General features: G+C 71.9%; 20 protein-coding genes. 7 read left to right on the top strand and 13 right to left on the bottom strand.

All coding sequences use genetic code 11. The features are described 5' to 3' along the window. Positions 1-627: 627 nt before the first annotated feature. The 7 genes from purH to INP57_RS03500 form a co-directional block, all read right to left on the bottom strand. Entirely contained in the window at positions 628-2,223 is a 1,596-nt protein-coding gene (gene purH / locus INP57_RS03530; protein WP_307849883.1) for a bifunctional phosphoribosylaminoimidazolecarboxamide formyltransferase/IMP cyclohydrolase, read from the bottom strand. Beyond that, positions 2,220-2,846 carry a phosphoribosylglycinamide formyltransferase gene (gene purN / locus INP57_RS03525; protein ID WP_200068718.1) on the bottom strand — a complete coding sequence of 209 codons (627 nt, stop codon included), beginning with the start codon at positions 2,844-2,846 and terminating at the stop codon, positions 2,220-2,222. Before purN ends, purH begins: the two co-directional genes overlap by 4 nt. Before the next feature lie 229 nt (positions 2,847-3,075). Beyond that, positions 3,076-4,590, bottom strand: a complete 1,515-nt coding sequence (locus tag INP57_RS03520) for a cell division protein PerM (protein WP_200068509.1) — start codon at positions 4,588-4,590, stop codon at positions 3,076-3,078. A gap of 164 nt (positions 4,591-4,754) precedes the next feature. Next, positions 4,755-5,636, bottom strand: a complete 882-nt coding sequence (locus INP57_RS03515; protein ID WP_200068508.1) for a DUF5336 domain-containing protein — start codon at positions 5,634-5,636, stop codon at positions 4,755-4,757. A gap of 369 nt (positions 5,637-6,005) precedes the next feature. Then, positions 6,006-6,890 carry a succinate--CoA ligase subunit alpha gene (gene sucD / locus INP57_RS03510; RefSeq protein WP_200068717.1) on the bottom strand — a complete coding sequence of 295 codons (885 nt, stop codon included), beginning with the start codon at positions 6,888-6,890 and terminating at the stop codon, positions 6,006-6,008. A 5-nt stretch (positions 6,891-6,895) separates the two neighbouring features. Further along, positions 6,896-8,065 (bottom strand): ADP-forming succinate--CoA ligase subunit beta, encoded by a 1,170-nt coding sequence (sucC, locus tag INP57_RS03505; protein WP_200068507.1) that lies wholly within the window; start codon positions 8,063-8,065, stop codon positions 6,896-6,898. A gap of 200 nt (positions 8,066-8,265) precedes the next feature. Next, on the bottom strand, positions 8,266-10,068 hold the full coding sequence (locus tag INP57_RS03500; protein ID WP_200068506.1) for a hypothetical protein: 1,803 nt from the start codon (positions 10,066-10,068) through the stop codon (positions 8,266-8,268). Positions 10,069-10,733: 665 nt separating this feature from the next. On the opposite strand from INP57_RS03500, the gene INP57_RS03495 reads away from it, so the two are divergent. Continuing rightward, complete coding sequence (locus INP57_RS03495) at positions 10,734-11,450, top strand: M23 family metallopeptidase (RefSeq protein ID WP_307849882.1); 717 nt, start codon at positions 10,734-10,736, stop codon at positions 11,448-11,450. Between the two features lie 50 nt (positions 11,451-11,500). Here INP57_RS03495 and INP57_RS03490 read toward each other — a convergent pair whose 3' ends face one another. The 4 genes from INP57_RS03490 to INP57_RS03475 form a co-directional block, all read right to left on the bottom strand. Then, the gene (locus tag INP57_RS03490; protein WP_200068504.1) at positions 11,501-12,325 is read right to left on the bottom strand and encodes a class I SAM-dependent methyltransferase; all 825 of its coding nucleotides are present in this window, start codon (positions 12,323-12,325) and stop codon (positions 11,501-11,503) included. A 69-nt stretch (positions 12,326-12,394) separates the two neighbouring features. Then, entirely contained in the window at positions 12,395-14,959 is a 2,565-nt protein-coding gene (locus tag INP57_RS03485; protein WP_200068503.1) for a UvrD-helicase domain-containing protein, read from the bottom strand. 58 nt (positions 14,960-15,017) lie between these two features. Then, a complete protein-coding gene (locus tag INP57_RS03480) occupies positions 15,018-15,416 on the bottom strand; it encodes a type II toxin-antitoxin system VapC family toxin (protein ID WP_200068502.1) in 399 nt (132 codons plus the stop codon). After that, positions 15,413-15,775 (bottom strand): hypothetical protein, encoded by a 363-nt coding sequence (locus INP57_RS03475; RefSeq protein WP_200068501.1) that lies wholly within the window; start codon positions 15,773-15,775, stop codon positions 15,413-15,415. Before INP57_RS03475 ends, INP57_RS03480 begins: the two co-directional genes overlap by 4 nt. Positions 15,776-16,082: 307 nt before the next feature. Between INP57_RS03475 and INP57_RS03470 the strand changes: the two genes are divergently transcribed. Beyond that, complete coding sequence (locus INP57_RS03470; RefSeq protein ID WP_200068500.1) at positions 16,083-16,397, top strand: chorismate mutase; 315 nt, start codon at positions 16,083-16,085, stop codon at positions 16,395-16,397. A gap of 42 nt (positions 16,398-16,439) precedes the next feature. Here INP57_RS03470 and INP57_RS03465 read toward each other — a convergent pair whose 3' ends face one another. Continuing rightward, complete coding sequence (locus INP57_RS03465) at positions 16,440-17,225, bottom strand: 3-hydroxybutyrate dehydrogenase (RefSeq protein WP_200068499.1); 786 nt, start codon at positions 17,223-17,225, stop codon at positions 16,440-16,442. A 135-nt stretch (positions 17,226-17,360) separates the two neighbouring features. Between INP57_RS03465 and INP57_RS03460 the strand changes: the two genes are divergently transcribed. The 5 genes from INP57_RS03460 (at position 17,361) to INP57_RS03440 (ending at position 23,354) form a co-directional block, all read left to right on the top strand. Continuing rightward, positions 17,361-17,681 carry a hypothetical protein gene (locus INP57_RS03460; protein ID WP_200068498.1) on the top strand — a complete coding sequence of 107 codons (321 nt, stop codon included), beginning with the start codon at positions 17,361-17,363 and terminating at the stop codon, positions 17,679-17,681. Positions 17,682-17,802: 121 nt separating this feature from the next. Further along, positions 17,803-18,789 (top strand): hypothetical protein, encoded by a 987-nt coding sequence (locus tag INP57_RS03455; protein ID WP_200068497.1) that lies wholly within the window; start codon positions 17,803-17,805, stop codon positions 18,787-18,789. 162 nt (positions 18,790-18,951) lie between these two features. Continuing rightward, entirely contained in the window at positions 18,952-19,677 is a 726-nt protein-coding gene (locus INP57_RS03450) for a hypothetical protein (protein WP_200068496.1), read from the top strand. A gap of 475 nt (positions 19,678-20,152) precedes the next feature. Continuing rightward, positions 20,153-21,622, top strand: a complete 1,470-nt coding sequence (locus INP57_RS03445) for a serine/threonine-protein kinase (RefSeq protein ID WP_200068495.1) — start codon at positions 20,153-20,155, stop codon at positions 21,620-21,622. Between the two features lie 160 nt (positions 21,623-21,782). Then, entirely contained in the window at positions 21,783-23,354 is a 1,572-nt protein-coding gene (locus INP57_RS03440) for a serine/threonine-protein kinase (protein WP_200068494.1), read from the top strand. A 28-nt stretch (positions 23,355-23,382) separates the two neighbouring features. On the opposite strand, the gene INP57_RS03435 is transcribed toward INP57_RS03440, so the two are convergent. After that, entirely contained in the window at positions 23,383-24,279 is an 897-nt protein-coding gene (locus INP57_RS03435) for a LysR family transcriptional regulator (RefSeq protein WP_200068493.1), read from the bottom strand. Positions 24,280-24,383: the final 104 nt, after the last annotated feature.

Below are 24,383 nucleotides of genomic sequence, written 5' to 3'. Positions count from 1 at the left end.
TCCGCTGTGGGGAGACAGCGGTGAGGTCGCGCCGCCTGCACCCGAACGGCACCACCTCAAGGGGCGGTCGCCCCCCGACGGCGACCACTCCCGAGTTCTTTCCAGTTCAACGCCTCCGGGCCACCCGACCCGGATCACCCGCTCCGACGCACCGCGCCGGTCCAACGCTCCGGCAGTCGCCTCGGCACCACCTCGATCCGTTCCAGTTCCCCGGGAGCACTACCGCCGCAGCGACCGAGTCCCCGACCTCGCCGATCGCTCCGGCATCCGCCCCACCGCGCCGGTGGAGCCGTCTCGCTCGGGCGGCCCGCAGGGAGACCGGCTCGGCGAAGACCACCCGGAACGAGATCGAACCTTAGTTCGACTTGATTAAGTAAACCCTGGACACGGGCTTGCCGTCAAGGCTTTCACCGGAAAGAGCGAACACGAGTTCGAAAACCCCAGGTCGCCGCTCCGACCGCCCGAGCCCGCCGCGCGACCCATGATGCGCCCGGGCACCGACAAGATCGACTTCTCCGCGGCGGAGCGCCTGCGCGCGCCGCGGAACCACGCCGCACGCCCCCGGAAAACAACGACGCCACCGCCGGAACCCGTCCAGCGGTGGCGTCGCCCGAGCCGTCGCGCCGCTCAGTGCGCGAAGTGCCGGGTCCCCGTGTGGTACAGCGCCACGCCCGCGGCCGCGCACGCGTCGATCGTCTCCTGATCCCGCACCGAACCACCCGGCTGCACGATCGCCCGCACACCGGCGTCGATCAGCGCTTGCGGCCCGTCCGCGAACGGGAAGAACGCATCCGAAGCGGCGACCGAGCCGGCCACCCGCGCACCGCCGCGCGCGACCGCCAGCTTCGCCGAATCCACCCGGTTCACCTGCCCCATGCCCACGCCGACCGTGGCGCCGTCGTGCGCCAGCAGGATCGCGTTCGACTTCACCGCACGGCAGGTGCGCCAGGCGAACCGCAGGTCGGCCAAGGTGGCCTCGTCGGCGGCGGGCCCCGCGGCCCGCTCCCAGTTCGCCGGATCGTCGCCCGCGGCGTCGATCTCGTCGGAGCGCTGCACCAGCATCCCGCCGGAGATCGCCCGCATCTCCACCCGGCCCGGCTGCGGCGGCTGCACGGTCAGCACGCGCACGTTCTTCTTCCGCGACAGCACTTCCAGCGCACCGTCGGCGTAGCCGGGCGCGACCACGACCTCGGTGAACACTTCCGCGATCTGCTCCGCCATCGGCACCGTGACCTCGCGGTTCGACGCGATCACGCCACCGAAGGCGCTGGTCGGGTCGCACTCGTGGGCCTTGCGGTGCGCCTCGGCCACATCGGTGGCCGAGACCGCGATGCCGCACGGGTTGGCGTGCTTGACGATCGCCACGCACGGCTCGGCGTGGTCGTGCGCGGCGCGCCAGGCCGCGTCGGCGTCGACATAGTTGTTGTAGGACATCTCCTTGCCGTGCAGCTGGGCCGCCGCGGCCAGGCCGGCGGCCTCACCACCGGAGACGTACAGCGCGGCCGGCTGGTGCGGGTTCTCGCCGTAGCGCAGCGCGGAACGCCGCTGCCAGGTCTCGCCCAGCCAGCCCGGGAACGCCGAGTCGTCGCCCACCGGTACCCGGCTCATCCACCCGGCGACCGCCACGTCGTAGGAAGCGGTGTGCCGGAACGCCTCCGCGGCCAGCTCCACCCGCTCGGCGTGGGTGAACCCGCCGCCGCGCACCTGCTCCAGCAGCCATTCGTAGCGGCTCGGGTCGACCACGACGGCCATGTTGGCGTGGTTCTTCGCCGAAGCCCGCACCATCGCGGGACCGCCGATGTCGATCTGCTCGATCACCTCGTCCGGCTCGGCGCCGGAGCCGACGGTGCGCACGAACGGGTAAAGGTTCACCACCAGCAGGTCGAACGCCGGGATGTCGAGGCGCTCCAGCTGCTCGGCGTGCTCGGGGCGGCGCAGGTCAGCCAGCAGCCCGGCGTGCACCCGCGGGTGCAGCGTCTTGACCCGCCCGTCCAGCGCCTCCGGGAAGCCGGTGAGCTCTTCGACCGGGGTGACCGGCACCCCCGCGTCGGCGATCGCGCGGGCCGTGCCACCGGTGGAGACGATCTCGACGCCTGCCGCGTGCAGCCCGGTGGCCAGGTCCAGCAGGCCGGACTTGTCCGACACGCCGATCATCGCCCGGCGGACCGGACGGCGTTCCTGCGAGTCCGCCCGGAGCTGCGGTTCCTGCGAATTCTGCGTCACGGGATGTTCACCTTCCGTCCCTGCACGGTCCAGCCGTGCCGTGCCAGCCGTTCCAGCGTGTCCACCAGCAGCCGCCGCTCGACCGCCTTGATCCGTTCGTGCAAGCTCGCCTCGTCGTCCGCGGGCAGCACCGGAACCGCTTCCTGCGCCAGGATCGGGCCGGTGTCCACGCCTGCGTCGACCACGAACAAGGTGCAGCCGGTGACCTGCACGCCGTAGTCCAGCGCGTCGCGCACCCCGTGCATCCCGGGGAACGACGGCAGCAGCGCCGGATGGCTGTTGAGGTAGCGGCCGCCGAAGCGCTCCAGGAAGCGTTCACCGGCGAGCTTCATGAACCCGGCGGACACGACCACGTCCGGTTCGTATTCGGTGCAGGCGGCGGTCAGCGCCGCGTCCCAGTCCTGCCTGCTGTCGTGCTCGGCGACCCGCTGCACGAAGGTCGGGATGCCTGCGCGTTCGGCGCGGGCGAGCCCTTCGACGCCGGAGCGGTCCGCGCCGACCGCCACGACCCGCACCGGGTAGTCCGGCCGGTCGGTCGCGTCCAGCACGGCCTGCAGCAGGGAGCCCGAGCCGGAGACCAGGACCAGCACGCGCGCCGGGTCGGCGGGGCGGAACCGGGTGATCCCGGTGTCCTGCGCAGTGGCTGCCGCGGGGTCCGGACCGGCCGCGTTCGATGCGGGGGTGCTCAGCTCTGGCTCCTGACAATGCCTGGTCACGATCTCACCCAGCAGCGTAAGCGGCCCTCGGGCGGGAATCGCCGCCAGGTCCCGGGCGAGTGGTCCAGCCCTCAGTCCGCGGGCTCGTGCCGCGCAGCCGGCCGGGATGCGCCAGGACGGGTCCGGCGCCCGCCGGTCAGTTCCGCGGGTCGCCGGTGGTGTCGGCCTGCTGGACTCGGCGGATCAGGTCGGCCCATTCGACCTCGTCGGGATCGAGTTCGTCCCTCGGGTCCACCTCTTCGAGTTCGTCCCCGCGGACCGCCTCGTCGAGTTCGTCCTCGCGGATCGCCTCGGCGGGTTCGCCCTCGGAGTCCGCGGCGTCGCCGCCGGACTCGGCTTCCGCCGGCGCGTCCGGATCTTCGTCAGGCGCGGAGTCCGCGGCGGCGTCCGGGTCGTCGTCCGGCCCGGCATCTTCGGTGGTCTCCGGCTCGTCGTCCGCGGCGACCTCGGTCGCGCTCCGCGGTGCCGCGACCCGCACCTCGTCGTCGAGCCCTGCCGGGAACAGCAGCGCGACGAGCGCGGCGGGCGGCAGCAGCCAGCCGAACGTCGCCAGCCCCAGCACCACCGGGTGCACCGTGATCGACTCGTAGCTGCCGCCTCCGGCGCTGCCACCGGCCAGGATCCCGATCAGGAACACCCCCAGCGCCGAGACCAGCACCGCCACCGCTGCGGACCGGAGCCGCTCCCGCCGGGACCCCGGCTCGCGACCGCAGGTGAAGCCCACGAACGCGCCCACCGCGACCGGCAGCAGCAGCGCGATCGGCCACCAACCGGCAGCCGCGCCGTCCGGCAGCGCCGCGAGCAGCGGCACCTCCGGAACCCGGCCCGGCACGGTGGTGAACGGCCCCGCCTGCACCGGACCGACCGCGATCCCGGGACCGGCCGCAAAGGCCCACCCGGCCAGCAGCGCGTTCGGCAGGTACAGCAGCGACAGCAGCACCAGCCCGAACCCGTCGCCGATCGACCCCGAGCTCACCAGCACGTCACCGATGCGCGGCGCCGACAAGCACAGCGCCGGAACGACCACCAGCGCACCGGCGACGGCGAGCGGCAACCACGCCGCGCCCGCAGCCCGGACCCCGGGCCACAGCCGGGCTCCGAGCCGCTCCCCCAACAGCTCCCGGAAGCGCTCCCTCCGCAGCACGCCGAGCCCGGCCGAGACCGCGGCGACGAGCCCGCAACGCAGGACGGCCCCGGGCACGGCGGCTGCGACGACGCCACCGAGCAGCGACGCCGCGAGCCCGCCCACGACCGCATGGGTCATCGCCACGACGACCACCAGCCGGACGGCGTCGCGGGGATCATCCGTCCGCCGGGCGAAAGCCGCGGACAGCCATGCGATCCCCGCGCCGAGCACCAACGTGGGCAGGAAGGGAAGCGCGGAAAGCGGCGCGCCCTGGATCGACAGCGGAACCTGGTGCGCCACCAGCCAGCCCGGCACCGCAACGGCAGGAACCGACGCGATCGCGGACCCCGCTCCGCTCGCGGTGCTCACCGCGAGCGCCAGCAGCGCAGCGGCCAACGCGTAGCCCAACGCGACCGAGCCCGCCGCGACGGCGGCGAACCACCGAAGCGGGGCGGGCGCGCGCTCGGGTTCGGCCACGGGATCGCGCGGCGAGACCGGTTCCTGGAGCGACTCGATCAAGGGCATGGGCCGAATGTCGCACCGGGACGCGGAGGACCGGCCCGTGACTCGCCGCGGCGTCCGCCCATCGAGCGATCAGGAACACGGAGGGTTCTCAGCGCGCAGCTTCGCGCCCGAACGCGCGAAAGGCGCCGCCCGCACGATGCGGACGGCGCCCCAGGAACTTCCGATCAGCTCTCGCGGCCCGGATACGGCATCTGCCGCGTCCCCTCCGGACCGTCCACCGGCTGCTGCGGGCCGGACTGCGACGCCTGCGGGCCGGACTGCGAAACCTGCTGCGTGCCCGCATCGCCGGGCGCGGCCGAGAACCCGCCGGACGGGGCCTGCGACTCCGCGCCGAACGGCTGCCCGGACGTGCCCGGACCGCCGTAGCCCGCCGCGTTCTGCGGTCCGCCGGGGTAACCGGCAGGCACGTGCCCCTGCGCGCCGAACGGCTGCCCGCCCTGCGGCGGTCCCCACGGCGGCTGCGCGGGCTGCGGCTGCGCGTACTGCGGACCGGAGTGCTGGCCGAATCCCTGCGGCTTCGGGCCGGGCTGCGCGCCGGCCGGCGGGAACGGCCCGGAGCCGGGCCCCTGCGGATGCGGCGGCAGCGAACTCGGCGAACGTCCCGGCCGCGGCCCGGAGGAGACCACCCCGGCGCCGGTCAGCACCAGCGCGCCCACCGCGGCGAGCTGCACCAAAGACATGATCAGCAGCACGATCCCGACACCGCCCGCGGTGCCGGTGACCACGCTCTGCAGCACCGCCAGCGTCCCGTAGAGCGCCAGCGGACCGGCCGCGACCAGCGTGTCCGGCATCTTCGGCAGCACCTTCAGCCCGGCCAGCCCGGCGGCCACGACGATCGCGAGCCCCGGAGTGCTCACGATCAGCCCGGACGTGGCCTGGTCGAAGAACCCGAGGACGTAGGCGACGAGCCCCGCACCGGCCGCCACCAGCGGCAGCACGGAACTCAGCTCGGTACCGCCGTCCTGACCCGGCGCATCGGGACGAGGAGACCCTGCGTGCGGAGGTGCCGGCTGGTTGGGCGGGGGCGCACCGTAGGGATTGGACATGGTCGAAGAACTCCTCCTCGCCGAGGGTCGGGAGAACGCGCACGCTCGCCCGGGTGAGGTGACACGTGAAACGGTATCGGACCGTGACCGGACCCCCGAACCGGTCCGCCTCCGGCACCCGCAGGCGCACCGCGCCGGGAGCCCGCCCGCTCACCTCGGTCTGCGCCGACCACCGGCGCGCGACCCGAGCGCGCCACCCCGCTGCCGCGGCGACCGTTACCCGCGGTTGGCAACTGTGGAGAACTTCACGACATCCGCGGGACGAGGCCGCGAAAACGGGGGCCGGGCTCCCGCGGGAACCCGGCCCCCGTGCAGCTCCGGACGAGCTCAGCAGGTCTTCGACCCGGACGAACTCAGCCCTGGACGAACTCAGCCCTGGACGATCTCGCGCATCAGGTTCGCGGTCTCGCTCGGAGTCTTGCCGACCTTCACGCCCGCGGCCTCGAGGGCTTCCTTCTTCGCCGCGGCCGTGCCGGACGAACCGGACACGATGGCGCCCGCGTGGCCCATCGTCTTGCCCTCCGGCGCGGTGAACCCGGCGACGTAGCCCACCACCGGCTTGGTGATGTTGGCCTTGACGAACTCGGCGGCCCGCTCCTCGGCGTCGCCGCCGATCTCACCGATCATCACGATCGCCTCGGTCTCCGGGTCGTCCTGGAACGCCTGGAGCGCGTCGATGTGCGTGGTGCCGATGATCGGGTCGCCGCCGATGCCCACGGCGGTGGAGAAACCGATGTCGCGCAGCTCGTACATCATCTGGTACGTCAGCGTGCCCGACTTGGACACCAGCCCGATCTTGCCGGGCCCGGTGATGTCGGCCGGGATGATGCCGGAGTTGGACTTGCCGGGCGAGATCACGCCGGGGCAGTTCGGCCCGACGATGCGGGTCTTGTTGCCCGTCGCGTTGGCGTGCGCCCAGAAGTACGCCGCGTCGTGCACCGGGATGCCCTCGGTGATCACCACGGCCAGCGGGATCTCGGCGTCGATGGCCTCGACCACCGCGTCCTTGGCGAACTTCGGCGGCACGAACACCACCGACACGTCGGCGCCGGTCTCCTTCATCGCCTCGCCGACCGAGCCGAACACGCTCAGCTGCTTGCCCTCGATCTCGACGGTCTGCCCGGCCTTGCGGGCGTTGACGCCGCCGACGATGTTGGTGCCGGACTTGAGCATCCGGGCGGTGTGCTTGGTGCCCTCGGACCCGGTGATGCCCTGGACGATGACCTTGCTGTCGTCGTTGAGGAAGATAGCCATCGCGCTCACGCCCCCGCAGCAGCGAGTTCGGCGGCCTTGTCGGCCGCGCCGTCCATGGTGTCCACCAGCGTCACCAGCGGGTGGTTGGCCTCGGCCAGGATCCGCCTGCCCTCCTCGACGTTGTTGCCGTCGAGGCGCACGACCAGCGGCTTGGTCGCCTCGTCGCCGAGCATCTTCAGCGCCTGCACGATGCCGTTGGCCACGGCGTCGCAGGCGGTGATGCCGCCGAAGACGTTGACGAACACCGACTTCACGTCGCTGTCGCCGAGGATGACGTCCAGCCCGGCCGCCATCACCTCGGCGGAAGCGCCGCCGCCGATGTCCAGGAAGTTCGCCGGCTTGACGCTGTTGTGCGCCTCGCCCGCGTAGGCGACGACGTCCAGCGTGGACATGACCAGCCCGGCGCCGTTGCCGATGATGCCGACCTCACCGTCGAGCTTGACGTAGTTGAGGTCCTTGGCCTTGGCCTTGGCCTCCAGCGGGTCCTCGGCGTCCTTGTCGACCAGGTCGGCCTGCTTGGCCTGCCGGAACGCGGCGTTCTCGTCCAGCGTGACCTTGCCGTCCAGCGCGATGACCTTGCCCTGCGGGTCCTTGACCAGCGGGTTGATCTCCACCAGCGTGGCGTCCTCGGCCACGAAGGTCTCCCACAGCTGCACGATCACGTCGACGACCTGGTCGGCGATCTCGGCGGGGAACTTCGCGGCGTCGACGATCTCGCGGGCCTTGGCCGCGTCCACGCCCTGGATCGGGTCGATCGGGATGCGCGCCAGTGCTTCCGGCTTGGTCGCCGCGACTTCCTCGATCTCCATCCCACCCTCGACCGAGGCCATCGCCAGGAAGTTCCGGTTGGCGCGGTCGAGCAGGAAGGAGAAGTAGTACTCGTCGGCGATGTCCGAGGCGCTCGTGACCAGCACTCGCCGCGTCACGTGGCCCTTGATGTCCAGGCCGAGGATCGCCTCGGCCTTGGTCTTGGCCTCATCGGCGTTCTCGGCGAGCTTGACGCCGCCTGCCTTGCCCCGGCCCCCGGTCTTGACCTGGGCCTTGATCACAACGGGCCCGCCGAGCTGCTCGGCGGCTGCCTTGGCCCCATCGGGATCTACGGCCACGGAACCGGGCAGCGTCGGCACTCCGTGGGCAGCGAAGATTTCCTTCGCCTGGTACTCGTACAGGTCCACTCGACTCTCCTGCGACGTCGGTGTCGGACGCGGCGACGATATCGACCTGCGAGGAAGCCCGGTGCGGCGCACCCGGTGAACTGGCTCACCCGAGCAGGCGCGTAGCCGCAGGTGAATGCATCCAGCACCGGGTGGGCACGGGTCCGGAACCGCCCTGACGTGACGAACGGAACAGGCGCGACACCTCCGGCGGAGGCGCGTCAGCGACGTGCCGCGAACCCGGCGGTCACCGCGATGGCGAGCACGGCGGCGATCGCGAACCACAGCCCGAGCCCGGGAGCCGCGCCCTCGAACCGCCCGGAGGTGATCGGGAACTCCAGCACCCGCACCGACATGACCAGCGCCGCACCGCCCAGCAGTGCCACCGCGCGCGGCGGACGGCAGCGCGGTGCCAGCACCAGTGCGGCCAGCGCGGCGGCACCGGTCGCGATCAGCCCCCAGGAACTGGTGCTGAACTCGGTGAAGATCCCCGGCGGTGTGTAGTCCGGCGCGGTCAGCACCGGCAGGAACACCGCGCCCAGCGAGAGCACGGCGGCGATCGCCGCGGGCACCGCGACCGAAGGCCGCCAGTCCTGCTCGGTGAGGTCGACGTCGTCGCGCTCGACGGCACCGGCCACCGCGGCCACCACGGCGGCGGCCATCGCCAGCAGCATCGCCGCGCCGGACAGCCACGCACCTGCCCTGGCCTCGGCCGATGCCAGCTGGGTCGCCATCAGCACTGCGTCCAGCGCGGCGGCACCGCCCAGCGGCAGCATCGCCCAGGCCACGGTCAGCGCCGGGCGCAGCGCCGCCGCGGCACGCTGCGCGTTCGCCGTGTCCTGCGAGCCCGTGGGAATGGCAGAGCCCGGTGCGGTCGGCTTGCGCCGGATCAGCAGTCCGGCGCCGAGCAGCACCAGCACGACGCCGCCAGGCAGCAGCAACCGCGCCGGGTACGGCGAGGGGTCGTCGAGGTAGCTCGGCATCTGCAGGTGCGGGGTGAGCGCACCCGCGATCGCCAGCGCGCCCGAGAGCACCGCGAGCGCTCCCGCGGCGGTCAGCAGCTTGGTCAACGCGGGCAGCCGCGGTTCGGCGGCGGCGCGCTCGGGCGACTTCCCGCCCGGGAAGGCCAAGCCGACCAGCGCTACCGCCGCGAGCAGCACCAGCACCGGACCCCAGCCGAGCTGGAGCTGCGCCAGCACCGCCACCGCGACCAGCGGCGGCACCGCGACCGCCACCAGCGCGGCGGCCAGCCCGAGCAGCCCACCGCGGACCAGGTCCGGATCGGTCGAGCCCGCGACGACTCCGGCGGCGGTCAGCAGCGCGAGCGCCAGCAGGAGGCTGCCGATGCCGACCGCGGCCGGCGCGTCCACCGCCGGTTTCGCCAGCAGGTACGGGTCGGTGGAGGTGAACGGCCCCATGAGCGCGCCGACGGACGCGACGACCGAGGCGCACAGCACCAGCGCCAGCAAGCCCTGCTTGCGGGCCCGCGCGCGGTCCGAATCGGCGGCGCCGAACGCGGCCCCGCCGGTGCGGTCGAACAGCTTGCCGCCCGCGATCACGGCCAACGCTCCCGCGATCGTGGTCAGCACGTGCCCGGCCAGCAGGACCCACGTGCCTGCCGCGGGCGCCAGCGGTTCGAGCGTGTCGGCGTGCAGCAGTTCCGGCCGCGCGGCGTAGCTCGCGTCCACGACGAGCTGCATGTCCTGCACGAACCGGCCGGGCGCCAGCACCGCCGGGCCGAGCAGCACCGCAGCCGCCACACCTGGCTTGCGGCGCAGCAGAGCCGCCGACAGCGCGGTGGGGATCAACGCGAGCACGAGCAGCAGCGGCCAGGACGTGAACGCGGGCGGCATCGAAGGAGTCACCGCTGCGAACAGCGGGGCGAGTCCACCGAGCAGCGCACCTGCCGCGGACAGCGCGACGGCGATGTTCAGGCCGATCGGTGGACCGGCGCTTTCGGCGGGCGCCGGCCGGGTCTGCGTCACCGACGGCGCATCGGGCGGGAGATCGGGCCGCGCACTCACCGCGCCGACGCTAGCAACCCGCGGGCCCGCGGTGGGACGCCGGGAGCGACGGAGCGCGACCGGCCGCCGACCCGATTCACCCGCGTGGAGGTTTCTTGCGCTGCGAGCGCCGTGCTGATCCGCCACCGGGCCCGGCGCGATCGGTTCCGGGCCGGCGCGCGACTCAGCCGCGTGACAACGTACGAGCGACGAAGGTTGACGACACTGCGCAACCAATTTTGTGACTTGAGTCACTATTTTTCGGGCTCGATCACCCGCCGAGTTGATCTAGGCGCCCTGCTTTGGTCCAAACGGGAGGGTCTTGCTCGATCACGAACCGGCAGGCAGCGGCGCGCCGTAACAACCCCGAGACGCGTTTTGCACGCTGTGCGACCACGCCTGCATCGCCGGATCCCACCACTCCCCGTAGGCACACGCGCACTGATCGAGATTTGCCCCTAGGGGATCGGCGTGGTTACTGTCCTCCGGTCCGTTGTCACGGTCCGATCACGATGCCGGTTCCCCGACCGGCCGCCCGGAATCCCCGTCCGGGAGTGAGCGGACTCCCCGAGACGGAAGGGCAGGCATTGTCTCGACATCGCTCCCCCGGCGCCCCGAACGCCGAGGAGTCGTCCCCGCACGATCCGCCATCGCAGAATTCGCGGCGGTTCTCCACCCCACCTTCGGTGATCCGCGGACGCATCGTGGTCGCCGCCGTCGCCGCCGGCGCGTTCGCCGCAGCCGGCCAATCGATCGCCAACGGCGAGCCGGCCCCGGACTCGGACGGCGTGCAGCCGCTGGCCTCGGGCCAGGACGCCGCCGCCTCCTTCGGCTCCGCCACCGACTCCTCCACCGGGATGGGCGGATCCGCGCCCGCACCCGAGGTGCTGCCGGTCACCAAGAACACCGACACCGGCTCCGAAGTGGAGAAGCTGGCCAAGAGCCAGCAGATCGCCGGTGAGCGCGCCGCGGCCGAGGCCGCCCGCATCGCCGCCGAGGAAGAGGCCAAGCGCCCGCAGGTAGTCAAGCCCGCGCAAGGCAGCTTCACCTCCGGGTTCGGCGGCCGCTGGGGCAGCACGCACTACGGCATCGACATCGCAAACAGCAAAGGCACCCCCATCGTGTCCGCGATGGACGGCACCGTGATCGACGCAGGCCCGGCCAGCGGCTTCGGGCTGTGGGTCCGGGTGCAGCACAACGACGGCACGATCACCGTCTACGGGCACGTAAACAGCATCACCGCCGACGAAGGCGACCAGGTCAAGGCTGGCGACCAGATCGCCACCATGGGAAACCGCGGTTTCTCCACCGGCACGCACCTGCACTTCGAGGTGTGGAACGCCAGCGGCAAGAAGATCAATCCGCTGCCGTGGCTGAGCGAGCGCGGCATCAACTTGACCTGATCCGCGCCGCGCCCCGCCCGGCCGGGCGGGGCGGACCAGGGCGGGTGGGGTCAGCCGTCGAAGTGCATCCGCAGGATGAGCGCCATCCGGCGCAGCGCCGGGATGTGCCCCATCGCGCGCACCAATGCGCGGTAGCTCGCGGGCAGCCGCTCCAACCCGGGCACCTCGAAGAACGTCAGTTCCTCATCCAGCGCCAACCCCGGGACCGCGTTCACCAGCTCGGCACCGCTGCCGATCGCCCACCGCAACTTCGCGTTCGCCGCCCGCACCGGGCTGTTGAGCACGTTGGCGAAGCGGACGGCCAGCTCGCCCTGCACGTCGCAGATCAACTCCCCCGCGGGGAAGCGCTCGGTGATCCGCCGCAGCAGGGCCAAGCCTTCTTGCGGGTCCAAGTACATCGTCAGCCCCTCGGCGACCACCAGGACCCGGCGATCACCCGGGATCGAGTCGAGCAGCGCCGGGTCGGTGACCGACGAGGCGATCGTGTGGTGCCGTTCGGGCTGTTCGTAGAGCTTCCGGCGCAGGTCGATGACCTCGGGGAAGTCGACGTCGTACCACTCGACCGACGGCGGCAGGTCCAGCCGCAGCCCGCGGCTGTCCAGACCGCAGCCGAGGTGCAGCACGGTGACCTCCGGATGCGCGGCGATCCGGTCGGCGGCCAGCCGGTCGAACAGGCTGCCGCGCAGGGCGATCGACAGCGGGTCGTTCCCGCGCACTCCCGTCTTGCTGAAGTCGTGGTCGATCCGGCGCACGGCCTCTTCCGCGTAGGGATCGTGCAGGAGCGGGTCGGCCGAGCGGCTGTGCAGCGCCCGTCCGTAGAGGGTGGCGAGCATGGTGGCCGGCGCGCCGGTGAGATCGGCTCTCTCGCGTTCCATCGCTGAATTCCCCAGCCGCGTGCAGGAGTCTTTGCGCGAGCACGCTAACTCCACCCGGGCGGGCCGGGGTCACAGCTTGGTCAGCGGAACGCTGCCGATGAGCATCAACCGCACGGTTCCCGAGGCCCCGAAATCGATCGTGGCGGTCGCGCGCGCACCTTCGCCCTCGGTGGCCAGCACCGTGCCGAGGCCGTACTTGTCGTGCGTGACCCGGTCCCCGGCGTCCAGCTTGATCGCCATCTGGTCCTTCCAACCCGCCGCGCCGGTGCTGCGCATCCCGCGCTCGGCCAGCCCGGCCTGCGCCGAATCCGAGCCGCCGCGGTCGAACCCGCCGCGGTTGCCCCACGTGCTGCGCACCTGCGGCGCGGACCGCTCCGGCTCGATGCGGCGCCACTCGAACAGCTCGTCCGGGATCTCGGTGAGGAACCGCGAAGCCGGGTTCGTCATCGGCTGCCCCCACGCCGAGCGCATCAACGCCCGCGACAGGTACAGCCGCTGCCGGGCGCGGGTGATGCCGACGTAGGCCAGCCGCCGCTCCTCGGCCAGTTCGGCGGGGTCGCTCAGCGCCCGCATGTGCGGGAAGATCCCGTCCTCCCAGCCGGTGGAGAACACCACCGGGAACTCCAGGCCCTTCGCGGTGTGCAGGGTCATCAGGGTGACCACGCCGTCGCCGGATTCCGGCAGCGAGTCGGCGTCGGCCACCAGCGAAACCCGCTCCAGGAACGCGGCCAGCGAGTCGTCCGCGGGCAGGCCGAGCGCTTCCTCCTCGGTGTCCTCCGCAGCCGGTTCGGCCGGGCGCACGACGGATTCCGCGGAAGGGTCGTCGGTGTCCTGACCGGAAACGTCCTGGCCGGGCTCGTCGTGCCCGGCTGTGTTCTGTCCGCTGCCGGGCTGCCCGCTGCCGGGCTGCCCGCCGCCGGGCTGCCCGTCGGAGGACTGCCCGGGTGCCTGCGGCGCGCGGGACTCGGTGAACTCGCGAGCCACCGTGACCAGCTCCGTCAGGTTCTCCACCCGCCCGGCGTCCTGCGGGTCGTCGCTGGCCTCCAGCTCACCGCGGTAGCCGGTGCGTTCCAGCACCGCCTCCAGCACGTCGGCCACGTCCGACTCGCGGGCGATCTCGCCGAGCTCGTCCAGTAGCGCCACGAAACCGGAGATCTGCCGCTGCGCGCGGGTGGCCAGCGCAGGCACCCGGCCCTCCGCGGCCTGGCGCAGCGCCGCGTTGAACGAAATCCGCTCCTGATCGGCGTGCGAGGCGACCACGGTCTCGGCCTTGTCGCCGATACCGCGCTTGGGCACGTTCAGGATCCGGCGCAGGCTCACCGTGTCGTCCGGGTTGTCCAGCACCCGCAGGTAGGCCAGCGCGTCGCGGACCTCGCGGCGCTCGTAGAAGCGCACCCCGCCGATGACCCGGTAGGGCAGACCGAGGCGGATGAACACCTCCTCGAACACCCGGGACTGGTTGTTGGTCCGGTAGAACACCGCGATGTCGTTGAACGTGACCTCGCCGTCGTCGACCAGCTTGTCGATCTCGCCGGCCACGAACGCCGCCTCGTCGTGCTCGTTGTCGGCGACGTACCCGACGATCGGCGCGCCTTCGCCGGCCTCGCTCCACAGCCGCTTGTCCCGGCGGTTCGAGTTGCGCCGGATCACCGAGTTCGCCGCGTTCAGGATGGTCTGGGTGGAGCGGTAGTTCTGCTCCAGCAGGATCGTGCGGGCCTGCGGGTAGTCCCGCTCGAATTCCTCGATGTTGCGGATCGTCGCGCCGCGGAACGCGTAGATCGACTGGTCGGCGTCGCCGACCACGCACAGCTCGGCAGGCGGCGTGCCGCTCTCGGTCGGTTCGAGCCCCACCAGCTCGCGCACCAGCACGTACTGCGCGTGGTTGGTGTCCTGGTACTCGTCGACCATCACGTGCCGGAACCGGCGGCGGTAGTGCTCGGCGACGTCCGGGTGTTCGCGCAGCAGGTCCACGGTGCGCATGATCAGGTCGTCGAAGTCCATCGCCTGCGAGTCGGCCAGCTTGCGCTGGTAGGCGGCGTAGACCTGAGCGACCTTGCGCTCCATGTCGTTGCCCGCGCGCTCGGCCGCCTCCGCAGGGGTGACCAGCTCGTTCTTCAGGTTCGACACGTGCACGCCGAGGGTGCGCGCCGGATAGCGCTTGGAGTCCAGCTCCAGCTCGCGGCCGATCATCGTGATCATCCGCCGCGAGTCGTCGGCGTCGTAGATGGTGAAGTTCGACGAGATGCCCAGCGTCTTCGCCTCGCGGCGCAGCACCCGCACGCACATCGAGTGGAACGTGGACACCCACATCGCGTTCGCGCGCCTGCCCACCAGCTCGGCCACCCGCTCCTTCATCTCGGCGGCGGCCTTGTTGGTGAACGTGATCGCCATGATCTGCCCGGGGTGCACCCCCTGCGCGAGCAGGTAGGCGATCCGGTTGGTCAGCACCCGGGTCTTGCCGGAACCGGCGCCCGCCACGATCAGCAGCGGCGAGCCGGTGTGCACCACGGCCTCGGACTGCTGCGGGTTCAAGCCCGCGAGCAGGGCGTCCGGATCATGCGCCGCCGCGCCTGCAGCAGCGGCGGAACCCGCCTGGGACGGACCGTCGTGCGGAAGATCGAACAGGGTGCTCATCGCCGCTCCACGTTACCGGGAGCCCCTGACACCCCCGGAGCACCCGCACGCTGCGCGATCACTCGTCCTTGGGCACCACCACCGGCAGCTGGTGCGCCACCGCGGCCTCCTCCAACCGCTTGTCGTAGGTGATGAACGCGCTCAACGGGGTACCGACGTGCAGCGCCGTGGCCAGATGAATCGCATCGAGCGAGCGAATGCTCGCGGGCGTCACCTGATACGCCCGGGTCGCGATCTCGCTCACCGGCACCTTGACCACGCCCGCGAGCATCTTGGTGGCCCATCGCCAGGAACTCTCGCTCGGAACTCCGCGGTTCAGCACGCGAAGCACTTCCACGAGCAGCAACTCGCTCGAAACCCAAGGCTGCTGGTTCGAGGAAACGTACTTCGCGATGGCCGGCCGGTGCTCCTCCGGCAGCAGCAACTTGAGGAATGCGCAGGAGTCGAAGTAGATCATCGCTGATCCTCCGCACGGTCCCTGAGCAATTCCTCGGACGCGGACCACCCCTGCTCGAAGATCGCCGGAAGAGGCCCTTCCGCAACCATCTCCAGCAGTTCCTCGTGCCGCTGCGGCCAATCCGGGTCGGCGTAACCCTTCCCGACGAACTCGTCCATCCGCCGCTCCACGGCGCTCTGCGGACGAACCAAGGCGAACGGTTCGCCCTCGGCGGTGATCGCGAACGCTTCGCCTTCCCGCACTCGCCTCATCAGTTCGGCCGCATCGGCTACGAAATCGTCCACGTTGATCGTCGGGACGGCCGGCATTTCGGCGTTTCTCGGCTCTTGCCCTGCTTCCGGCGGCCGATCGTCAGTCATAGTCATATGGTGCACTCTCCGCGCAGGTGATGGCGACTTCAACAAGATCCACTCGAACAGGTGGTCGCCTAACTCGGTGATCTTGCGGTGCTCCGCCTGAGTCCGACAGCACATGGCCACCGAGCCGCGAGCTGTGGCAGACTTGCCGACGTGCTGACGCAGAACTTCGCAGTGGAGTTTTTCTACGGGCCCGGGACTCCGGCGCCCGTAGTTGCGTGAGCTCTGACCACTACGACGCCCCGGGGTCCTCGGACCCGGGGCGTTCGCATGCCGGGGCCGGGGGCGGGGCCGATCCGGAGGACGAGTCATGAACGCCGCTGTGGACGGTGACCAGCAACAGCCCGAGACCCCCGACGCCGCGGAGCCCGCGCAGCCCGCGTCGGAGGCGATCTCCGGCTTCCGCGAAGAGATCGACTACCTGGACGCCGAGATCCTGCGCCTGGTCAAGCGCCGCGCCGAGGTTTCCAGGCAGGTCGGCGAGCGGCGGATGGCCGACGGCGGACCCCGCATCGTCTACAACCGCGAGATGGACGTGCTCGCGCGCTACCGCGAACTCGGCCCGGAAGGGCGGGAACTCGCGATGATCCTGCTGCGCCTGGGCCGCGGCCGGCTCGGGCACTGACCCGCTCCGCGCGCCGGGCGGGCACCGAGCCGCCCGGCGCGTTCAGTGCGCCGTCCAGCCCCCGTCCATCGGGAACGACGAACCGGTGACCGAGGTCGTGGCCGGCCCGCACAGCCAGCACACCAGGTCGGCCACCTCGTCCGGCTCCACCAGCCGCTTGACCGGGGTGCGCGCCAGCAGCACGTCTTCGATGACCTGCTCCTCCGGCACCCGGTGCAGCTCGGCCTGCTCGGCGACCTGCTTCTCCACCAGCGGGGTGCGCACGTAGCCGGGGTTGATGCAGTTCGAGGTGACGCCGTAGGCGGCGCCCTCCACCGCGATCGTTTTGGACAGCCCTTCCAAGCCGTGCTTGGCGGTGACGTACGCGCTCTTGAACGGCGACGCGCGCAGGCCGTGCACCGAGGAGATGTTCACGATCCGGCCCCAGCCCCGCTCGTACATCCCGGGCAGCGCCGCCCGGACCAGCCGGAACGGGGACTCCAGCATCACTCGCAGCAGCTTGCCGAACGCCTCCGGCGGGAACTGGTGCACCGGGGCGACGTGCTGCAGCCCGGCGTTGTTGACCACGACATCGGCGTGCTCGCCCAGCGGGGCGGCGGCTTCCGGATCGTCGAGGTCGACGATGCCGGCCTCGGCTCCGATCTCCTCCGCGATGCGCTGCACCGGCTCGGCGTCGCGGTCCACGGCCACGACGGTGGCGCCGGCCGCGGCGAGCCTGCGCGCGGCGGCGGAGCCGATGCCGCTTGCCGCGCCGGTCACCACCGCCCGCTTGCCGGCGAGCAGGTACGGGTCCGGGACGGCGGGAGAGCCGGTCGGCCGATCATCCATAGCGCGAACCTATGCGTGAGACCCATCTCAATCCAGGGTCGGGGACAACCATTTTCGCGGCCGGCAGCCCGCGCCGGGGGCGTTTCCGGGATATCCCCCATACCGGACGGCTCGCGGTGCGGGCAGACTGGTGGCATGAGCGCAATCGTTGACCTCGTCGCCTGGCTCGTGACCGTCGTGGCGGTGCTGGCAGCCGGTGGCCACGCGGTCTACTTGGGGATGCTGACCTCCGCGGCGCGCAAGCGTCCCGGTGGCCAGCCCGCGGTGGACTTCGCGCGCAAGCGGCTACCGGTGGCGGGCGTGACGCTGGGCGTCACGCTGCTGGCGTTGCTGATCGCCAGCGGCGGTGCCGTCGGGGCGGACATCTTCGCCATGCTGCTCGGCGCCGGTGGCGGTGCCGTCTCGCTGAAGGCGTTGCAGAGCAGCCAGACCAAGTTCCGCAGCGGGCAGTACTGAAGTCCCGGTCCGGCCGCAACCGCCGGACCGGCAGCGCCAGTAACCCGTCCGGGCGGAGCTGGCCTTTCTCACCTGCTCGTGTGACGCGCGGGACGCTCGTTGCTGCCTAGCCTGCCCGACCATGAGCCATTCGGCGGCATCCGGTTCAGCGCTCCGACCAATCGTCGCGCCCGAACGACCCATCGCCGCTCCCGAACGATCGAGTCCTCCGCATCCCGCGCTGGCCCGCCGGGTCGGCCGCGGCGACCGGGCGGTGCGCTGGTCCGGTGAGCTCGCGTCCGACGGCGGCAAGCACCGGGCGAGCGCACCACCGGACGATCCGCTGGCGGACACCGATCCCACCGGCGGCCTGCACAAGTTCGACCTCGGCATGGTGCCCGCCTCGGTCACCCCGCCCCGCTCATCCCGGCGCGCGGCGTGGTTCGCGGTGGCCGCCTCCGGTGCCGCGCTCGGCGGCCTGTTGCTGGTGATGGCCAACGCGGTCGGCCCTTCCGAATCGATCGACGGTCTGCAGCTGCCCGGGATGCCGCGCTTCCGCGGATACCCGGAGCTGCAACCGGACCGGCCGCTGCCCTTGGCGTCGCTTCCGGCGGAGGCGGTGGTCCCGCCGTCCGCTTCGGACCCGCGGCCGCAGTCCGTCCCGCTGCCGCAGCGGCCTCAGCACCAGCACGAACCGCCCGCACCGGGAACACCGGCGGTCGCCGCCCCGCCCGTCGCACCACCCGCGGACGACGCCGAGCCCGCACCGGCACCGGCCGAGCCGACGACACCGGAGACGACTTTCCGCAACGAGCTGCTGACGCTGGCGGATCCGCAGTTGGTGGCGGAACGCTCCGGCGAGTACTTCGCCGCGATCAGTTCCGGCGATCTCCCCTCGGCGTACTCGATGACCACCGGTGCGCTGCGCAACGACGGGTACGAAGCGTTCGCCGCGCGCTACGACCGGGCCGAGTCGGTCGAAGTCGTCGCGGTGACCGCCGCGTCTTCCGGGACCGTGACGGACCTGCGCATCAAGCGTCCCGACGGCTCGGTGCACGAGCAGCAGCGCCGGCTGCGCTTCACCGCGGGCAGCGATCCGCGGATGTTCGCCGACGAACCAGCGGGCTGAGCCGCCTGCGCTGCGTAGCCACTTGCTCTGTTCGTGCCGTTCGGCTCCGGATTCCTGATCCTCTTTCAGGTGAACCGCGGGCCTGGGGCACCCATGCGCGCCCCAGCGGGAGTACGTGTGCATGGCGCCCGCGCGTCGTCCCCCGAGGAGGCCCGCACCGAGATGCGGCACCGACGTACCACCGAACCGGTTCCGGTCCGCCGCGATCCGGAACTCCGCTGGTTACCGCACTTCACCCCAACACCGGACGAGGCGGCCAGGACCGAGCAGCTCGTCAAGGAGCTGCTCGGCAGCGACGACGCCGTGCCCGCGCCCTCGGCGCCGCTGCGCTTCCGCATCATCATCGGAACGTTGTGCGGCGTGCTGCTGCTCGGCTCGGCCGTCGCGGCCGGCACGATCACCGCGAGGTTCAGCTCGGATGTCGCGGTTCCCGAGGAGGCGCCGCACGGCGAGCTCGCATTCCGCCCCGACGTGCTGCGCGGCAAGCGGGACGGCGGCGTGCAGCAGGCCGCAGTCCGGCCGCCGGAACCGCCCGGCGAACCGCTGAGCGGCGTGAACCCGGCGGCCGGGACGCCGCGCGCGGCGGTGGAAGCGGTGCGGGCGTTCTACCGGGACCTGGGATCGGCCCCGGGCACGGCGGTCGCCAGACTCGCACCGGGAGTGCTGCTGTCTCCGCAGGCCGAAGTCGCGCGCGCCTGGTCGGAGGCGACGACGGTCCGCCCGTTGCAGGTACGCGCGCTCGGCCCGAACGTGGTGCGCAGCGAGGTCGAAGTGGGTTATGCGGACGGAGCCAGGCTGGTGCTGCGGCATCGGATCACCGTCACCGGCGACCGCAGGCCGGTGATCGTGCGCGCGGAGCTGCTGTCGGCCCAGCACTTCCCCCGCTGACCACGGCACAACGCTGCGGCGGTACCGTTCTGCGGGATCACAACAATGCGGCAACGACGTCCGTCGGCTCGTGGCCGCCGCAGCGCCGCCCGGCCGCGCACCGGATTCGGATCGCGAGTCGATCAACGCTTCGGCAGTGCTCCCCGGTCGGCCGCACCACCCGCGGCGTGGACTGCGGAAACACTTCGGCCGACCGGAACGATTCGCAACACGGCGGGGTCGCGACACGCGCGGTGCAGATCGGGCAGTCGGATCTCGCGACTTCGGGCCTATGCCGCGAAGGCGTCGGCTAGGCTGCCGTACCGCGGCAAGGTCCGGCTTCCGGGCCGAAACCGGGCCGCGGAGCAAGGAACGTGTACATGTCGGAGGGCCGAACCGGTCCGCCAAATCCGCCGTTGCCCGGCGGGGCGCAGCCCATCCCGAGGGGTGCGGCGCGAGCCCGTGCGGGCATCGAGAGCAGTACGGGGAGACGTCGGTGAGCGACGAAGGTCGCCTGGTCGCCGGACGCTACCGAGTGCAGCGACGCATCGGCAGTGGCGCGATGGGCGTGGTGTGGGAGTGTGTGGATGAACGCCTGCACCGCACTGTCGCGGTCAAGCAGTTGTTGTTGCAGCCCGGACTGGACCCGGGTGAGGCCGAGGAAGCGCGGCAGCGGGCAATGCGGGAAGGCCGGATCGCGGCCCGCCTCCAGCACCAGCACGCGATCTCGGTCTACGACGTAGCCGAGGACGAGGGCCAGCCGGTGCTGGTCATGGAATACCTGCCGTCCACCAGCCTGGGCGCGATGATGTCCGAGCACGGTCCGCTGCCGCCGCGAGAGGTGGCTCGGATCGGTGCGCAGGTGGCGGCGGCGCTCGGCGCCGCGCACTCCGCAGGGGTGGTGCACCGCGACATCAAGCCCGGCAACATCCTGCTCGGCGACAACGGCACGGTGAAGATCACCGACTTCGGCATCTCGCGCGCCCAGGGCGACGTGCAGGTGACCAAGACGGGAATGCTGGCGGGCACGCCCGCGTACCTGTCGCCGGACGTCGCGATGGGCCAGGAGCCGACCGGTGCGTCCGACGTGTTCTCGCTGGGCGCCACGCTCTACGCGGCGATCGAGGGCCGCCCGCCGTTCGGGCTCAACGAGAACACGCTGGCGCTGCTGCACGCGGTCGCCGCGGGCCGGATCGACCCGCCGCAGCAGTCCGGGGCCATGGGCGAACCGCTGATGGCGATGATGCAGGCCCGCGTCGAGGACCGGCCGGACATGGCCCAGGTGCGGGACATGCTGCAGACGGTCGCCGACGGCTACTCGGTGACCTCGGTGCCGACCTCGGCCGCGCCGATCCCGCCCGCGTTCGACCCGGAGTCGGGCAGCCAGCCGGACCTGCAGCCGACCAGCGTCGTCGGCACGAACCAGCAGGGCAACGGCACCACCGTCGCCTACTACGACGAGGACCCCTACAGCGCGCAGGAGCACCACCCGCGCACCTCCTACATGGGCTCGGACCCGCGCGGGGACGCGGCGCTGGACGTGCCGCCGAAGCGCAGCAAGCGCCCGGTGGTCATCTCCGGCATCGCGCTGGTCGCGGTCGCCGTGGTGGCGGTGCTGGTGACCTCGGCGTTCCTGGGCAGCAAGCCGCCGCCGGACCCGGCGGGCAACCAGCAGGACACCACGCAGGGGCCGCTGCCGCCTCCGCCGCCTGCACCGACCACGTCCGAGGAGACCTCGTCGTCCGCGGAGACCACCTCCGAGGAGAGCGAGACCAGCACGCCGACCTCCACGCAGGAGAGTTCGCAGCCGACCTCCACGCAGCAGCCGACCTCGTCGCAGCCGACCGAGACGAGCTCGCCGACCTCCGGCGGCGGCTCGTCGTCGCAGCCGACCACGGGTGGTTCGACCCAGACCGGATCGCCGCAGTCCGGTCAGGTCAGCGCCAACCAGCAGCCGTCGAGCTGACCCCGGTGCCGTGGCAGGCCGGGGTTCGCGTCCGGGACGCGAACCCCGGCCGCATTGCGTTCGGCGATCGCCGCACCAGTAACGTGAAGCCGTCGAGCAAGAACCGGTCTCGGGGGTCCGGTCCGTACCGAAGCAGACACCGCAGCACCAGGAGAGACCTGTGAGCGCCGAGGGCCGTTTGATCACGGGCCGCTACCGGCTGGAGAAGCAGATCGGCAGCGGCGCCATGGGAACCGTGTGGCGCGCGGTCGACGACCGGTTGCACCGCACGGTCGCCGTCAAGCAACTGCTGCTCCAACCCGGTTACACCGATGAGGAAACCGAGGAGGCGCGCCAGCGCGCGATGCGCGAGGGCCGGATCGCCGCCCGGTTGCAGCACCAGAACGCCATCGTGGTCTTCGACGTGGCCGAGGACGAGGGCCAGCCGGTGCTGGTCATGGAGTACCTGCCCTCGCAGAGCCTGGCCTCGGTGCTGTCCGAGCAGGGCGTGCTGCCGCCGCAGTCGGTGGCGCGGATCGGCTCGCAGGTGGCAGGCGCGCTGGCCGCCGCGCACATGGCCGGGATCGTGCACCGCGACCTCAAGCCCGGCAACATCCTGCTCGGCGACAACGGCATCGCCAAGATCACGGACTTCGGCATCTCCCGCGCCATCGGCGACGTGTCGGTGACCAAGAGCGGCATCCTGGCGGGCACTCCGGCGTACCTCTCGCCGGAGGTGGCGATGGGCCGGGACCCGGCGCCGGCTTCGGACGTGTTCTCGCTGGGCGCCACGCTGTACGCGGCGGTGGAGGGCGAGCCGCCGTTCGGCACCGACGAGAACGCGATCAGCCTGCTGCACCGGGTGGCGCGCGGCCAGGTGGAGCCGCCCCGGCAGGCCGGGCCGCTGGCGCCGGCGCTGATGCAGGTGCTGCGCCCGGATCCGGTGGATCGCCCGACGATGGCGCAGACCCGCGCGATGCTGCTGGCGGTCGCGGAAGGCCGTCCGCTGCCGGGCGGTTCGACTCCGGCCGCGGGCTGGCAGCGTCCGGCCCCGCCTGCCGCGGCGACCCGCCAGCAGCCGCAACGGGAAGCGACCGCGACCCGGGTCTCCGGTGCGCCGTCAGCGGGCGGCAACCCGCCGACGCAGGTCGGGCAGACGCCGGTCGCGGCGGAGCCGCGGCGCAGCGGAACTCGCAGGGCTGTGCTGCTGTGGGCATTGGCGCTGGTGGTAGCCGTACTCGTGGGAGTGCTGGCCGCGAACGCGTGGGGCGGAGGCGGCAAGCGGGCCGACGGCCCGAACCCGCCGCAGGCCGCTCCCCCGCCGCCGCCCGCGCAGCCGGTGGCGACGACTTCGGCGCCCGCGACGACGGCCCCGCCGACGTCCTCGGCCGCGCCGACCACCAGCAGTGCGCCGCCGAGCTCGACCAGCTCGAAGGACAAGGACAAGCAGCCGACCAACAACGACGTCGAGAACACCGTCAAGACCTACTACTCGCTGGTTCCCGACGACCTGGACAAGTCGTGGTCGCTGCTCGGGCCGAACATGCAGACCATGGGCAAGGACAGCTACGAGTCGTTCTGGGAGTCCGTCGACGACGTGAAGGTGCTCGGCAAGCCGAAGTCGGCGGGTTCCAAGGTGCTGGTGCAGCTGGAGTTCGAGAAGAACGGGAAGAAGAGCCGCGAAAGGCACCTGCTCGGCATGGTCGCCCGCGATGGTGAGCCGCTGATCAACAGCGACTCCCGGATCGGCTAGCCGGCGGCGCGGGCAACGCACTCGCCGCTCAGGCCGCCGCGATCTCGGCCAGCGTCGACAGCAGCGTCCGGGTAGCCGACTGGTCGGCCACCGCTTCGCGCACGGCGGTGTAGATCCGCCGCACCGGCTCCGGGCGGCAGACGTCGCGGATCACGACACCGGGATGCACGATCCCCAGCGCCAGCCGCGGCTGCAGCGCGATGCCCATTCCGGCCGCGACGAATCCCTGCGTGGCGTAGTCGTTCTCCGTTTCCAGCGCGATCCGCGGCGCGAAACCGGCGCTGCCGAACGCGTCCCGCAGCGACTCCTCGCAGGGCCCTCCCGGGCCGACGCCGCCGAGCACCCAGGACTCGTCGGCCAGCCGAGCCAGGTCGATCGGTTCCTCGTCGGACAGCGGGTGCCCGCGCGGCAGCACCACCCGGTACGGCTCGTCGACCAGGTGCTGCACCCGGATTCCGCGCGATTCGGGGATTTCGCGGCCGACCACGATCACGGCGACGTCGGCTTCGCCGGTGGTGACTTCGCCGAGGGTGCCTTCGTCGATCATCTTGAGGTCGAGCCGCACCCCCGGCAGTTGCGCGCGGAACTTCGCCGCGGCAGGCGGGATCAGCCCCACGCCCGCGGTGTGGAAGTAGCTCACCCGGAGCCTGCCGGTGCGCCCTGCGCGCAGGTCGGCGAGGTCGGCTTCGGCATCGGCGAGCAGGTCGGCCAGCCCGGCGGCGCGTTCGGCCAGCAGGCTGCCTGCGGCGGTCGGGCGCACTCCGCGGCCCACCTTCTCCAGCAGCGCGGTGCCCGCTTCCCGTTCCAGCGCGCTGATCTGCTGGCTGATCGCGGACGGCGTGTAGCCGAGGTTGCTCGCGGCGGAGCTGATCGAGCCGCCGGTGACGACGGCTCGCAGCACCTGCATCCGGCGGGCGTCGAGCATGACTCGACCGTACAGCACTGCTGAAAGATCCGTTCAGAATATTTCGATTGTGCTAACGAGTCCTCGGTGGCGAAGCTGGAGTCATCGGCGCGGAACTCACGCGA

Source organism: Saccharopolyspora galaxeae, from assembly GCF_016526145.1.
Classification (GTDB): Bacteria; Actinomycetota; Actinomycetes; order Mycobacteriales; family Pseudonocardiaceae; genus Saccharopolyspora_C; species Saccharopolyspora_C galaxeae.
This window is presented reverse-complemented; position numbering and strand designations above follow the sequence as displayed.

What these genes read in the sequence shown, in the direction of transcription:
- INP57_RS03470 (WP_200068500.1), top strand. Translation starts at nt 16,083, where the DNA reads ATGAACGCCGCTGTGGACGGTGACCAGCAACAGCCCGAGACCCCCGAC.
- INP57_RS03460 (WP_200068498.1), top strand. Translation starts at nt 17,361, where the DNA reads ATGAGCGCAATCGTTGACCTCGTCGCCTGGCTCGTGACCGTCGTGGCG.
- INP57_RS03490 (WP_200068504.1), bottom strand. Translation starts at nt 12,325, where the DNA reads ATGGAACGCGAGAGAGCCGATCTCACCGGCGCGCCGGCCACCATGCTC.
- INP57_RS03450 (WP_200068496.1), top strand. Translation starts at nt 18,952, where the DNA reads ATGCGGCACCGACGTACCACCGAACCGGTTCCGGTCCGCCGCGATCCG.
- INP57_RS03515 (WP_200068508.1), bottom strand. Translation starts at nt 5,636, where the DNA reads ATGTCCAATCCCTACGGTGCGCCCCCGCCCAACCAGCCGGCACCTCCG.
- INP57_RS03455 (WP_200068497.1), top strand. Translation starts at nt 17,803, where the DNA reads ATGAGCCATTCGGCGGCATCCGGTTCAGCGCTCCGACCAATCGTCGCG.
- INP57_RS03480 (WP_200068502.1), bottom strand. Translation starts at nt 15,416, where the DNA reads ATGATCTACTTCGACTCCTGCGCATTCCTCAAGTTGCTGCTGCCGGAG.
- INP57_RS03520 (WP_200068509.1), bottom strand. Translation starts at nt 4,590, where the DNA reads ATGCCCTTGATCGAGTCGCTCCAGGAACCGGTCTCGCCGCGCGATCCC.
- INP57_RS03435 (WP_200068493.1), bottom strand. Translation starts at nt 24,279, where the DNA reads ATGCTCGACGCCCGCCGGATGCAGGTGCTGCGAGCCGTCGTCACCGGC.
- INP57_RS03485 (WP_200068503.1), bottom strand. Translation starts at nt 14,959, where the DNA reads ATGAGCACCCTGTTCGATCTTCCGCACGACGGTCCGTCCCAGGCGGGT.
- INP57_RS03475 (WP_200068501.1), bottom strand. Translation starts at nt 15,775, where the DNA reads ATGACTGACGATCGGCCGCCGGAAGCAGGGCAAGAGCCGAGAAACGCC.
- INP57_RS03465 (WP_200068499.1), bottom strand. Translation starts at nt 17,225, where the DNA reads ATGGATGATCGGCCGACCGGCTCTCCCGCCGTCCCGGACCCGTACCTG.
- sucD (WP_200068717.1), bottom strand. Translation starts at nt 6,890, where the DNA reads ATGGCTATCTTCCTCAACGACGACAGCAAGGTCATCGTCCAGGGCATC.